The 11,916-nt window shown below is 70.6% G+C and carries 11 protein-coding genes; 7 read left to right on the top strand and 4 right to left on the bottom strand.

Going from position 1 to position 11,916, the window contains the following annotated elements; all coding sequences use genetic code 11:
* The first annotated feature begins 37 nt into the window (after window positions 1-37).
* A complete protein-coding gene (locus ACFU8Q_RS01175) occupies window positions 38-1,162 on the top strand; it encodes an AEC family transporter (protein WP_384446448.1) in 1,125 nt (374 codons plus the stop codon).
* Between the two features lie 196 nt (window positions 1,163-1,358).
* On the opposite strand, the gene ACFU8Q_RS01170 is transcribed toward ACFU8Q_RS01175, so the two are convergent.
* Window positions 1,359-3,359 (bottom strand): bifunctional glycosyltransferase 87/phosphatase PAP2 family protein, encoded by a 2,001-nt coding sequence (locus ACFU8Q_RS01170; RefSeq protein WP_384446546.1) that lies wholly within the window; start codon window positions 3,357-3,359, stop codon window positions 1,359-1,361.
* Between the two features lie 871 nt (window positions 3,360-4,230).
* On the opposite strand from ACFU8Q_RS01170, the gene ACFU8Q_RS01165 reads away from it, so the two are divergent.
* Window positions 4,231-4,707, top strand: a complete 477-nt coding sequence (locus tag ACFU8Q_RS01165) for a GNAT family N-acetyltransferase (RefSeq protein ID WP_384446544.1) — start codon at window positions 4,231-4,233, stop codon at window positions 4,705-4,707.
* A 113-nt stretch (window positions 4,708-4,820) separates the two neighbouring features.
* On the opposite strand, the gene ACFU8Q_RS01160 is transcribed toward ACFU8Q_RS01165, so the two are convergent.
* Window positions 4,821-6,884, bottom strand: a complete 2,064-nt coding sequence (locus tag ACFU8Q_RS01160; RefSeq protein ID WP_384446446.1) for an MFS transporter — start codon at window positions 6,882-6,884, stop codon at window positions 4,821-4,823.
* A gap of 338 nt (window positions 6,885-7,222) precedes the next feature.
* Between ACFU8Q_RS01160 and ACFU8Q_RS01155 the strand changes: the two genes are divergently transcribed.
* Window positions 7,223-7,885 carry an HAD-IA family hydrolase gene (locus ACFU8Q_RS01155; RefSeq protein ID WP_384446444.1) on the top strand — a complete coding sequence of 221 codons (663 nt, stop codon included), beginning with the start codon at window positions 7,223-7,225 and terminating at the stop codon, window positions 7,883-7,885.
* Between the two features lie 81 nt (window positions 7,886-7,966).
* On the opposite strand, the gene ACFU8Q_RS01150 is transcribed toward ACFU8Q_RS01155, so the two are convergent.
* A complete protein-coding gene (locus tag ACFU8Q_RS01150) occupies window positions 7,967-8,701 on the bottom strand; it encodes an ABC transporter permease (RefSeq protein WP_384446442.1) in 735 nt (244 codons plus the stop codon).
* A 267-nt stretch (window positions 8,702-8,968) separates the two neighbouring features.
* Between ACFU8Q_RS01150 and ACFU8Q_RS01145 the strand changes: the two genes are divergently transcribed.
* From ACFU8Q_RS01145 to ACFU8Q_RS01130, 4 genes are all read left to right on the top strand, one after another.
* Complete coding sequence (locus tag ACFU8Q_RS01145; protein WP_384446441.1) at window positions 8,969-9,613, top strand: HNH endonuclease family protein; 645 nt, start codon at window positions 8,969-8,971, stop codon at window positions 9,611-9,613.
* A gap of 131 nt (window positions 9,614-9,744) precedes the next feature.
* Window positions 9,745-9,909: a hypothetical protein gene (locus tag ACFU8Q_RS01140; protein ID WP_384446439.1), complete on the top strand. Its 165-nt coding sequence runs from the start codon at window positions 9,745-9,747 to the stop codon at window positions 9,907-9,909.
* 327 nt (window positions 9,910-10,236) lie between these two features.
* On the top strand, window positions 10,237-10,692 hold the full coding sequence (locus ACFU8Q_RS01135; protein ID WP_384446437.1) for a DoxX family protein: 456 nt from the start codon (window positions 10,237-10,239) through the stop codon (window positions 10,690-10,692).
* Between the two features lie 270 nt (window positions 10,693-10,962).
* Entirely contained in the window at window positions 10,963-11,646 is a 684-nt protein-coding gene (locus ACFU8Q_RS01130; protein ID WP_384446435.1) for a DedA family protein, read from the top strand.
* On the opposite strand, the gene ACFU8Q_RS01125 is transcribed toward ACFU8Q_RS01130, so the two are convergent.
* Window positions 11,633-11,857 carry a DUF2277 domain-containing protein gene (locus ACFU8Q_RS01125; protein WP_384446434.1) on the bottom strand — a complete coding sequence of 75 codons (225 nt, stop codon included), beginning with the start codon at window positions 11,855-11,857 and terminating at the stop codon, window positions 11,633-11,635. The two genes, ACFU8Q_RS01130 and ACFU8Q_RS01125, sit on opposite strands and share 14 nt — an antisense overlap.
* Between the last annotated feature and the right edge of the window lie 59 nt (window positions 11,858-11,916).

The raw sequence follows: 11,916 nt of genomic DNA, 5'->3' as shown, positions 1-11,916 counted from the left end.
ACCCCCGGTCGGGGAAGCGCACAACAGCGCGAGGATCATGGCGGGCATGCACGCCCTGCTCTCCGCCTTCGCTCCCATCTGGATGCTCACCGCGATCGGCTGCGCGGTGGGCCGCAGCGGTCTCCTCGGGGAGCGGGCGGAGGCCGTGCTCGGCCGGTTCGTCTTCCATGTGGCCATGCCCGCCGCCCTGTTCACCATGGTCTCCAGGGCGCGCCTCGACGCCTTCGCCAACTCCTCGATGGTGGCCTTCGCGGCAGGCACGGCGGTGGTCTGCGGTCTCGGCTTCGTGGCCTCGGGCCGGCTCTTCGGCCGGGACACGGCCGACCGTGCGATCGGCAGCATGGCGTCCGGCTACGTCAACTCCGCCAACCTCGGTATTCCGGTGGCGGTCCAGGTGCTCGGCGACGCGTCGTTCGTCGCTCAGATCATCCTGTTCCAGGTGCTGTTGGTCTCTCCGGTGATCCTGACGCTGCTGGACACGGGTTCGGGCGCGGGGGCGGGCGCGGGCTCCGGGAAAGGTCTGGTATTCCGGCGGATGCTGACCATGCCGGTGCGCAACCCCATCATCATGGCCTCGCTGCTGGGTGTCGTCGTCTCCGCGCTCGGACTACGACTGCCGCACGCCCTCGCCCACTCCTGCGACGTCCTCGGCGCCGCCGCCGTACCGACGGCCCTGATCACACTGGGGCTGTCCCTGAACGCCCGCCCGGCGACCGGTGTTCCGGCAACGCGGCGCGCGGAGGTTGAGCGTGCGGAGCCCGGCGGGCCCGGGGTGCGTACGAAGCGTGCGGAGCCCGGCGGGCCCGGGGTGCGTACGAAGCGTGCGGAGCCCGGCGGGCCCGGGGTGCGTACGAAGCGTGCGGAGCCCGGCGGGCCCGGGGTGCGTACGAAGCGTGCGGAGGTCGTCGTGGCCGTCGCGCTCAAGACACTGGTCCAGCCCTTGATCGCCTTCGCCGTCGGCGGCCCGCTGCTGGGTCTGCCGGACCATCAGCTGCTTGCCGTCGTGCTCTGCTCAGCGCTGCCGACCGCTCAGAACGCCTTCATCTACGCACAGCAGTACGGCCTGGACACCCGCCTGGCCCGCAACTCCGTGGTGGCCTCGACGGTGGTGTCCATGGCAACGCTGTCCCTCGCCACCTGGGCCCTGGGGACGTCCTCCTGAGCCGTTCGGTCCCACTGAGCCGTTCGAGTGGCGGACCCGGGCCGATGGGCGGATGCTGGTCAGGCGGCGATCCACGCCGAAGGGGTGACGGAACGACGGTTTCGTCCCGGCACCCCTTCGGCGCCTCAGGGCCCCGTGTGCCCTGAGGACTTCGTACGCCCTGCGGACCTCGTGCGCCCTGCGGACCTCGTGCGCCCTACAGGCTCTGGCCCTGATGCTGCTTACTGGCCACCACGTCGCCGGTCGGTCTCGGCACCGGCACCGGCACCGAAACGGCCGGGCCGTCCTGCGGTTTCGCCGCCGTCGGCACGGCCGGCAACCGCAGTTTGCGGGGCCCCGACAGTACGTGGGTCATCCCGAAGCCGAGCGCGACGACAATCGCACCGCCCACCGCGTCCAGCACCCAGTGATTGGCCGTGGCGATGATCGCGGAGACCGTGAACAGCGGGTGCAGCAGCCCCAGCGCCTTCATCCACAGCTTCGGGGCAAGCATGACGACGACCACGCCGCACCAGAGCGACCAGCCGAAATGCAGCGAAGGCATCGCCGCGTACTGATTGGTCATCTCGGTCAGCGCTCCGTAGTCCGGCTTCGCGAAGTCCTGGACGCCATGGACCGTGTCGATGAAACCGAGCCCCGGCATCAACCGCGGCGGGGCCAGCGGGTAGAGCCAGAAGCCGACCAGTGCGAGGAGCGTGGCGAAGCCGATGGAGCTGCGGACCCAGCGGTAGTCGGCGGGACGTCGTACGTACAGGACACCGAGAATCGCCAGCGGCACGATGAAGTGGAACGTCGAGTAGTAGTAGTCGAAGAAGTCCTTCAGCCAGGCGACCTCGACGACCGCGTGGTTGACCCAGTGCTCGATGTCGATATGCATCCACTGTTCGAGGGAGTGGATCTGACGGCCGTGGTGTTCGGCGGTGGCGCGGCCCGCCGTCGCCGCAAGCCTGACATGCGCGTACGCGGAGTACACGACCCTGATCAGGAGCAGCTCCAGCAGCAGGTTGGGCCGGCTGAGCACCCGCCGCCAGAACGGCAGCAGCGGAACCCTGCTCCACCGGGCCGGAACCGGGACCGCGTAGTCGGTCGGGATCGGCTGCTGCCAGTACGGCGAGGTGCGCGGCAGGAACGGTGCCGCGCAGGCCGCGCCGAGTGCCGCGATCAGCAGCACGTTGTCGCGCAGGGGGAAGACCGCCGCCATGTTCGGCAGCAGCATCTTCCCCGGCAGCGTGATCACGAGCACCACGACCGCCGGCCACACCAGCCGGTCGGAGGCCCGCTTGCCGACCCGGCCGACCACGGCGAGCAGCACCCACAGCAGTTGGTGCTGCCAGGTGGTCGGCGAGACGGCGACGGCCACGCAGCCGGTCACGGCGACGGCGAGCAGCAGCTGTCCGTCGTGGGCGTACCGTACGGCGCGGCGCAGCCCGAGGTAGCAGACGGCGGCCGCCAGCACCACGAACAGCACGATTTCGAGCGGGCCCGCCAGACCGAACCGGAGCAGCGCACCGTGCAAGGACTGGTTGGCCAGGCTGTCCGGATTGTCACCGAGCCCGGTCCCCGCGACATGGTGCACCCAGTAGGTCCACGAGTCGCTCGGCATCGCGGCCCAGGCCAGGGCGGTACAGGCGGCGAACACGGTGCCGCCGGTCACCGCGGCCCGCCGGCGGCCGGTGAGCAGGAGCAGGACCGCGAAGAGCAGCACGGTCGGCTGGAGCGCGGCCGCGATCCCGATCAGGAGGCCCGAGGCGCGTTCCCCGCGGACCGTGAAACAGGCCAGCAGAACCAGCAGGACCGGCAGGATGCTGGTCTGCCCCAGGTGGAACGCGTTGCGGACCGGCAGGGACAGCATCAGCAGGCTGATCGCGACCGGGGCGGCCAGCAGTGAGGTGCGGCGGGTGACCGGGCCCGGCAGCGCGCGGGCGGCGACGATGCCCAGAGCGGCGACGAGCAGCAGCGAACCGAAGGTCCAGGCGACGCCCAGGCTCTGTTCCGCCGTCCGGGTCAGTGGCTTCAGCACGAGCCCGGCGAACGGGGTGCCGGTGAACCGGTCGCTGTCGTACAGCGAGCCCGTCACATGCAGGACACCGTTCTCACCGATCCAGGTCTCCAGATCGGTGAGACGTTCCCCCGGCGGCTGCCGCAGCACCACCGCCATCTGCCGTACGGCCAGCGCGGCCACAATCAGCCAGAGCAGGGCCCGGGCAGCCCCGGTCCTCGCCCCCGTAGCCGCGTCTCCGCGCACACTGTGCTCCGCATTCGCCACGCTGAGCCGACCCTCCCGCCGTTCCTGTGCTCGTCCCTCGACCTGGGCGTGCTGTGAAACCTTCGCATTGCGCCCTGGGGTAGACACAATCAACCCCCTCGTCGCCTGACTGTCATCCTCCTTTCTCGAAAGAACGACCGAAAAGCCACTCGTCCTGGGCCGGTCCGGGCCAGTACGAGCCGGTCCGGCCCACACCCCCGGCCGGGACCGGAACCGGAACCGGATCGGTGGTGTCCACGTCCTTTCCCGTGTTCGTCGACGCCGGGGGAGGAAGACGGGACGTGAGGTGCGCAGGGGGTGAGCCAGGTGCGCGGCGCGAGAAGCGCGCGTGGGCGGTGCGTGCGCTGTCACCGTGCTGATGCTGGTGTCGCTGCAGCTGGGATCGCTGATCAGTCCGGCGTACGCCTGTGACTGCGGGGCGATGGTGCCGGGCAGGGCGACCCGGGGCACCGGCGCGGTGGTACGGGACGACACCGGGGCGCTGGCGGCGATGACGCGCGGTGAGCCGGTGTTCGTCACCGCGATCGAGCAGTCCTTCCCACAGCCGCAGCGGATCGACGGCGACCACGAACTGCGCGCGGCCACCGCGGACACCCCGTACCGGACCATGGTGTACACGGACCGGTTGCTGACCGTGGGAGGTTTCCCCGTTTGGGTGCTGTCGCTGTCCGGGGCCGTGCTCCTGGCGTTTGCGGTGGCGCTGGTGCTGGTGCTGGTCCTGCGGATCCGACGGCACCGGCCGGTGGCGGCCGCGAACCAATGTGTTCGCTCCTGCGATCATGCTCAAGTCAGAATGACCGGCATGACCTGGACCGTGACGCCCGAACGCTTCGACTCCCCCGATGCCGCGCTGCTGCGTCGCGACTACTACGACGAGGTCGCCAGTCGCTACTGGGGGCGCCCCGCGACCGCCGAGGAGATCGACCAGGGGCTCACCGACGACGGCGCCGACCGGCTCGTTCCGCCCACCGGTCAGTTCGTCGTCGGCCGGTTCGAGGGGAAACCGGCGTCCTGCGCCGGGCTGCTGGTGGTGGACGCGGACACCGCGGAGGTGACCCGGGTGTTCGTACGCCCCGGATGCCGCGGTACGGGCGGCGGCGGGCTGCTCCTGGCGGCCGTCGAGAGCGCGGCGCGCGCCTTCGGCGTACGCACGATCAGGCTCGACACCCGCAATGACCTGGTCGAGGCACGGGGGCTGTACGCCAAGCACGGCTATCGGGAGGTCCCGGCGTTCCACCGGCGGCAGTACGCGGAGCACTGGTTCGCCAAGGAGCTCTAGGTGGATCGCTCCGGGATCCTTTGGAACACGGAACTCACGGAACTCACGGAACTCACGGGGCTCACGGGGAGAGCACTGGGAACTCGGCCCCAGGTACGTCGTCTACGAACGACTCACGCGGGTCCGGCCGCGTGGTCCCGCTTCGGCTCGGGACAGTGGGGCCGTTCCTTGGTCGACCCGCTCGTCTCGGCGGTCAGCTCCGCCACGAGCCGGACCAGGTCGGTCGGCCGTTCCGGACCCCACCAGTCGCCCAGCAGCTCGGCCATCGAATCCTCACGGGCCTTCGCCAGCTTCACCACGGCTTCCTCACCGGCCTCGGTGAGCACCAGCTGTATCCCCTCGCGCCGCACCAGTCCGCGCTCCTCCAGCTGACGCGCCGCCTCGCTGATCACCCGCAGCGGAACCGGGGCGACGTCGGCGAGCATGGCCGGTTCGACCGTGCCGTGCCTCCTTATCCGCAGCAGCATCCAGCTCGCCGCGGGCAGCAGGTCGTACCCCGCCCTCTTGGTGATCTTCACGTAGACCTCGCGGCGGCCTTCTCGGGTGGCGAGCACCGAAAGAGCCCGGGCGCATTCGTCGTACGAGGACCGCTCGACCGGGTTCGTCGCCAGGGTCTCGGTGGGCTCCGGGGCCGTCACCGAGCCACGCAGCTTGTCCTCCTTGAGGAACCAGGCGAAGGCGAAGGCGACCACGACGACGGGTGCCGCGTACAGGAACACGTCGGTGATCGAGGTCGAGAATGCGTGGAGCACCAACGGCCGTAGCGTGGGCGGCAGTTTGCCGATGGCGCGCGGGTCCGCGGCCAGCCCCTGGGCGCCGGCCCCGGAAGGCAGGGTACGGCCGGCCAGCACCGCGGTCAGCTTGTCGATGAGCCGGTTGGTGAAGATCGTGCCGAAGACGGCGACACCGAACGAGGCGCCGATGGACCGGAAGAAGGTGGCTCCGGACGTGGCGACGCCGAGATCCTCGTACGTCACGGCGTTCTGCACGACCAGCACCAGGACCTGCATCACCAGGCCGAGTCCGGCCCCGAAGACGAAGAAGTAGGCGCTCATCTCCCCGGTGCTGCTGGTCTCCGTGAGCCGGTGCAGGAGCAGCAGTCCGATCGCGGTGATACCGGTGCCCGCGATCGGGAAGACCTTCCAGCGGCCGGTGCGGCTGACGATCTGCCCGGACGCGGTCGAGGTGAGGAGCAGACCGGCCACCATCGGGAGCATGTGGACACCGGACAGCGTCGGCGTGATGCCGTGTACCACCTGCAGGAAGGTCGGCAGATAGGTCATCGCGCCGAACATCGCGAAACCGACCACGAAGCTGATGACGGCAACGAGGCTGAAGGTCCTGATCCGGAACAGCTTCAGCGGAATGACGGGCTCCGCGGCGCGGCGCTCCACCTGCACGAAGGCGATCAGAAGCAGCACGCTCAGCACGGCGAGAGCGATGATCTGCGGCGAGCCCCAGGCCCAGGTGGTGCCGCCGAGCGAGGCGGCAAGGACCAGGCAGGTGGCGACGGAGGCGATGAGGAAGGTGCCGAGGTAGTCGATGGTGTGCTTCGTACGGTGGACCGGGATGTGCAGGACGGCGGCGATCACGAGGAGCGCGACGACGCCGATCGGCAGGTTGATGTAGAAGACCCAGCGCCAGCTGAGGTGTTCGGTGAAGAAGCCGCCGAGGAGCGGTCCGAGGACGCTCGTCGCACCGAAGACCGCACCGAACAGGCCCTGGTACTTGCCTCGTTCGCGCGGCGCGACGATATCGCCGACGATCGCCATCGAGAGCACCATGAGGCCGCCGCCACCGAGGCCCTGAAGAGCGCGGAAGCCGATGAGCTGCGGCATGTTCTGGGCGACGCCGCAGAACGCCGAGCCGATGAGGAAGATGACAATGGCGGTCTGGAAGAGCTTCTTGCGCCCGTACTGGTCGCCGAGCTTGCCCCAGAGCGGGGTCGCGGCGGTCGACGCCAGCAGGTAGGCCGTGACCACCCAGGAGAGGTGTTCCAGGCCGCCGAGATCGCTGACGATGGTCGGCAGCGCGGTGGAGACGATGGTCTGGTCGAGTGCGGCCAGAAGCATGCCGAGGAGCAGCGCACCGATGGCCACCATGACCGACCGCGTGGAGCGGACCTCACCGGGGGCGAGGGCCGGGGCCTGGGCCTGGGGGCTCGAATGCTGGGCCATGGAACATCTCCTCGGGTCCGCTACATCCCCATCCTGGCCGTTCCGCATGGTTATGGCCTGCCGAACGGGACCGGCGGGAGCCGCCACGGGATCCGCGAGGGCTACGGCGGCCTGCGGCGACACCCGGCCCGACGATCGCGACCTACTCGATTGGCTTTCCCGGACACGTTTTTGTATCGTGATGGAACAAAGTAGCCTCCGCCCGCCACCCCCTGACCGGCGGGCGAGGCTGCTTGTTTCTCTTTCCTGCTACATATCCCCTCTTCTCTCGGACCCTCGGCCCCTCCCTCTTTTCTGCGTCTTCCCCCCGCCCCCGTCCCCCGCTCTGGAGCCCGCCCATGCCGGCCACCGTCCTCACAGCTCGCGCCCTCCTTCTGGACATGGATGGCACCCTCGTGAACTCCGACGCCGTCGTGGAGCGCTGCTGGCGGCGTTGGGCGCTGCGGGAGGGGCTGGACCCGGAGGCCGCGCTCAAGGTGGTTCACGGGCGGCAGGGGTACGCCACGATGGCGATGCTCCTCCCGGACCGCCCGATGGAGCAGAACTACGCGGACAACCGGGCGATGCTCGCCGAGGAGACCGCCGACACCGACGGCGTCGTGCCCGTCGCCGGCGCGCCCGCTTTCATGGACGCGATCGCGGCGCTCCCGCACGCCCTGGTCACCTCGGCCGACGCCGCGCTGGCCCGGACCCGGATGACCGCGTCCGGGCTGCGGATGCCCGCCACCCGCGTCACCGCCGAGAGCGTCGGCGCCAGCAAGCCGGACCCCGAGGGCTTCCTCAAGGGAGCCGCCGAGCTGGGCTTCGCCCCGGCGGACTGCGTCGTCTTCGAGGACTCGGAGGCGGGCATCGCGGCCGGCCGGGCGGCGGGCATGCGTGTTGTGGGTGTCGGCCCGCGGGCCGCAGCACTCTCCCCCGACGCACACGTCGAGGACCTGACGCAACTCCGGGTGGAAGCGGCGGCCGACGGTTCGATCCAGCTGCACATCAGCGCGCGATAACCACTCTTCGGCAACCACCAGCCCCCGGCCCCTGGTCCCCGACCACCAACCCCCGGCCTCGGCGCGACCGGCCCCCGGGTCTCAGTCCCGGTGCAGCCGCCCCCGTGCCACCAGTTCGAGCATGACGGCGACGGCCACCGCCTGTACGGCCATCAGCGCCACCAGTACGAACAGCTGCACGGCCCCCGCCTGTACCGGCGAGGCGCCGCCGAGCAGCATGCCCACGAAGGCACCCGGCAATGTGACGAGCCCCACCGTCCGCGTCTGATCGAGCCCCGGCAACAGCGCGTCCCCCGCCGCGGGCCGGGCGATCTCCAGCCTCGCGTCACGGTCGAGCAGCCCGAGCGCCATCCCCGCCTCCACCTCCCCCCGCCGAGTCGTCAACTCGTCCAGCGCCCGCCGCCCGCCGAGCACGGTGGCGGTCAACGCACCCCCGATGAGGATGCCGGCCACCGGGATCAGCGCGATGCCCCGGACCTGGACGAGTCCGGTGAGCAGCAGCAGGACGACCACCGGCACGACCCCCGCCCCGATCGGCACGGCGGCCCACCACCAGGTGCGATTACGGGTGATCCGGCGGCCCGCGGTCCGCACCGCGACGGCGTACATCAGCGCCACGAACCCGAGCAGCGGCGGCAGCGAACGGACCACCCAGCCGATGAGCAGGGAGACCGCGGCGAGCTGGACCGCCGCCCGCAGCCCGGCCAGCACGATCTCGCGCGACCGCCCGAGCGAGGCCAGCGCGGCAACGGTCGCCGCCGCCACGAGTAGCACGGCGAGGACGACCCAGAGCGTGATGTCGACCGGAAGCAGCACGCCGTAACTCTACGACCGGCCCGAGCCGGATCGCAGGCGCGAACCGACCCGTCCCACAGGCGGATTGTCCACGCATCAGCCCGTACGCCCGCGCAGATGCGGACGTACGCCCCCAAGCTCCAGCCCCGTCGGTCAGAACCCTTGATGTGACGTGCCCATGTCGCCACTCTGTTACCTGGCGCCCACCCCGCGGAAACCTGGCGCCGCCACGATGGCCGGGCCCTACGGGTCACCCGTCCAAGGTCCCCCCACGTCAAGGGAGTTCGCATGTCAGGTATCTACGCGCGTCGCATCGCTGTTGTCGCCGCATCCGCCGCCCTCGCCGCAACCACCGGGCTGCTCACCGCCCCCACTGCCCAGGCAGCCATGCCCACCCCGGTGTCGGCGTCGACCGCCCGCACCTACCTGAGCCAGCTGACCGTCTCCGCGGAAGGCTCGTCGACCGGCTACAGCCGCGACAAGTTCCCGCACTGGATCACCCAGTCGGGCACCTGCAACACCCGTGAGGTCGTCCTCAAGCGCGACGGTACGAATGTGCAGCAGGACTCCAGCTGCGCGGCCGTCAGCGGCAGTTGGTACTCGGAGTACGACGGCGCCACCTGGACCGCCGCCTCCGATGTGGACATCGACCACATGGTCCCGCTCGCCGAGGCCTGGCGATCGGGCGCCAGCAGCTGGACCACCGCCCAACGACAGTCGTACGCCAATGACTTGACGCGCCCTCAGCTCATCGCGGTTACGGACAACGTCAACCAGTCCAAGGGCGACAAGGACCCGGCCGCCTGGCTGCCCCCGCGCACCGCGTACCGCTGCACGTACGTGCGCGCCTGGGTGCACGTGAAGCACTACTACAACCTCACGGTCGACTCGGCCGAGAAGAGCGCCCTGCAGTCCGTCCTCAACGGCTGCTGAACCAGCCCCCCGTCGTTCCACACCGTACGGAGCCGTGCACGCCGCACGGCTCCGTTCGCGTACCCCGGGAGGGCGCGAGGGCGGCGCGGGCGGGGAGCCACCGGCGCGTTTTCGGCCGAGTGCGGCCACCGATGACGAAGACCCGAGCGGCCCGCGAGCCCGAGGAACAGCGGCGGTCGGGACTCGGCGCCGACGAAGCGCGCCGGGCGCCCGGGGAGCCCCTCACCCGGCCCGGAGCAGAGGCACGCGGCACCGCGTCGCGGGAGGGTGACGAATCCACCCGCCGCTTCAGCTGACCTGCTCACCCCCGCGCACGCCTACACGAGACCGCCCCCGGGTTTACGAGGCGGTTCCCGGGCCGCTCAGGCCGGCTTCCACCCCGACACCCCGCTCACGACACCCACCCCGTCGTGGCCGGAAAGCTGCGCTGCCATTGGTTCAGGCCAAAGCAACGAAGGAAGGTGCGCAGCTGGAGGCCGTACCGAGCCGAACCCTGACCGACGAACACAGGGCACTTTCAGCCAGTCGACAGAATGTTGAACTTGCAAGCATTGGTGAGGTTTCCCTAACCTTGTGCGCTCAATCGGTTCACGTCCCCACCAGACCGAAGGAGCCCTCCCCCCATGCACGCACGTTTGAATCAGGCTCAGCCCTACGCCCTCGCCCTGTTCCGGATCGTCGTGGGCCTGCTCTTCGCCTGCCACGGCGCCGCCTCGCTCTTCGGCGTCCTCGGCGGCGCGATGGGCGGCGGCTCCATACCCGCCGGCTCCTGGCCCGGCTGGTACGCGGCGGTCATCCAGCTCGTCGGCGGCAGCCTGGTGGTGCTCGGTCTGGGCACCCGCGTCGCCGCCCTCGTCTCCTCCGGCTCCATGGCGTACGCGTACTTCAAGGTCCACCAGCCCGAGGCGCTCTTCCCGCTGCAGAACGGCGGCGAGCCCTCGGCCGTCTTCTGCTGGGCGTTCCTCCTGCTGGTCTTCACCGGCCCCGGCGCGCCGGCCCTGGACCGGCTGTTCGGCCGGGGTGGCGCGGAACGCGCCGAGGACCGCGCACGCGAGCAGGCACCGGCCGTGACGGTCTGACGGCCGCGATGGCCTGACCGGTGCAGGACCGGCCCGTCCGCCCACGGGCCGGTCCGGACATCGCCTACGGGTCCGCACATCGCCTGCATCGCCTGCATCGCCGACGCCCGGAACCCGGGCTTCCCATTTGCGGGCTTACGTGACCTTCCCAACATCATCCGTATTTATAGATCACCGCAAGAGCGTCAGGCGTACGCTGTACAGCTGGCCCTGCCGCTCCTGCCGCTCCCCTGCGACGTCGCGGCGTTGTTCCGGATCGGGGAGTAGTAGGTGCTTGAGAGTATGGGTGCGCTGACCGGCAGCCCATGGATCTATGCCGTGGTCGCCCTCTCGGTGCTCCTGGACGTCTTTCTGCCCCTGCTGCCCAGCGGGGTCCTGGTGATCGCCGCCGCCACGGCAGTCGCCGCCGGTTCGACGACCGTCGCGGGCACCGCTTCCGCGACGAACGCCGCCGAGCAGGTGTCCCAGGCGCCCTCGCTCCTCGCGCTGATCCTCTGCGCCGCCTCCGCCTCGGTCCTCGGCGACCTCGTCGCGTACCGACTGGCCTGGCGCGGCGGCGAACGTCTGGACCGGGCCATTGCCCGTTCCCGCCGCCTCACCTCGGCACAGGAACGGCTCGGCGCCGCCCTCGCCCGGGGCGGCGGCATCCTCGTCATCATTGCCCGCTTCGCCCCGGCCGGCCGCTCGGTCGTCTCCCTGGGCGCGGGCGCCGCGCATCGCAAGGTGAAGGAATTCCTGCCCTGGTCGGCGCTGGCGGGCGTGGCCTGGGCCGGTTACAGCGTGGGCCTCGGCTACTTCGGCGGCCAGTGGCTCGGCGCGACCTGGGTGGGTACGGCCGTCTCGGTCCTCGCCCTGTTCGTGGCGGGCTCCCTCGCCGCGTACGTCATGCGCCGCCCGGCAGCCGAGGCGGCCGCCCGGTCGGCGGCGCCCGTGACGGCCACTACGGCGTCCTGACCGCACCCCGTATCTCCAGACCGTCCAGCAGTCTGGCGGTCGCCTCGGCGATCTCGTCGACGGCCCGGTCGAACACTTCCTGGTTGTGCGCGGCCGGGGCACGGAAGCCGGACACCTTGCGTACGAACTGCAGGGCGGCGGCCCGGATCTCCTCCTCGGTGGCCTCTTCGGGGAGGGCGGGGGGTCGAAGGGTCTTGATGCTGCGGCACATGACTCCAGTGTGACCCGCCCCACTGACAATGACCGGGGGACACTTCTGCCCACCGTGCC

The sequence above is a fragment of the Streptomyces sp. NPDC057543 genome, assembly GCF_042801895.1.
GTDB lineage: Bacteria > Actinomycetota > Actinomycetes > Streptomycetales > Streptomycetaceae > Streptomyces.
Note: the sequence above shows the minus strand (reverse complement) of the source record. Positions and strands in the feature narration are given on the sequence as shown.

Excerpts from the sequence above, each read along its gene's own strand:
- ACFU8Q_RS01160 (WP_384446446.1), bottom strand. The coding sequence starts at position 6,884 with ATGGCCCAGCATTCGAGCCCCCAGGCCCAGGCCCCGGCCCTCGCCCCC.
- ACFU8Q_RS01175 (WP_384446448.1), top strand. The coding sequence starts at position 38 with ATGGCGGGCATGCACGCCCTGCTCTCCGCCTTCGCTCCCATCTGGATG.
- ACFU8Q_RS01125 (WP_384446434.1), bottom strand. The coding sequence starts at position 11,857 with ATGTGCCGCAGCATCAAGACCCTTCGACCCCCCGCCCTCCCCGAAGAG.
- ACFU8Q_RS01155 (WP_384446444.1), top strand. The coding sequence starts at position 7,223 with ATGCCGGCCACCGTCCTCACAGCTCGCGCCCTCCTTCTGGACATGGAT.
- ACFU8Q_RS01140 (WP_384446439.1), top strand. The coding sequence starts at position 9,745 with ATGACGAAGACCCGAGCGGCCCGCGAGCCCGAGGAACAGCGGCGGTCG.
- ACFU8Q_RS01165 (WP_384446544.1), top strand. The coding sequence starts at position 4,231 with ATGACCTGGACCGTGACGCCCGAACGCTTCGACTCCCCCGATGCCGCG.
- ACFU8Q_RS01135 (WP_384446437.1), top strand. The coding sequence starts at position 10,237 with ATGCACGCACGTTTGAATCAGGCTCAGCCCTACGCCCTCGCCCTGTTC.
- ACFU8Q_RS01145 (WP_384446441.1), top strand. The coding sequence starts at position 8,969 with ATGTCAGGTATCTACGCGCGTCGCATCGCTGTTGTCGCCGCATCCGCC.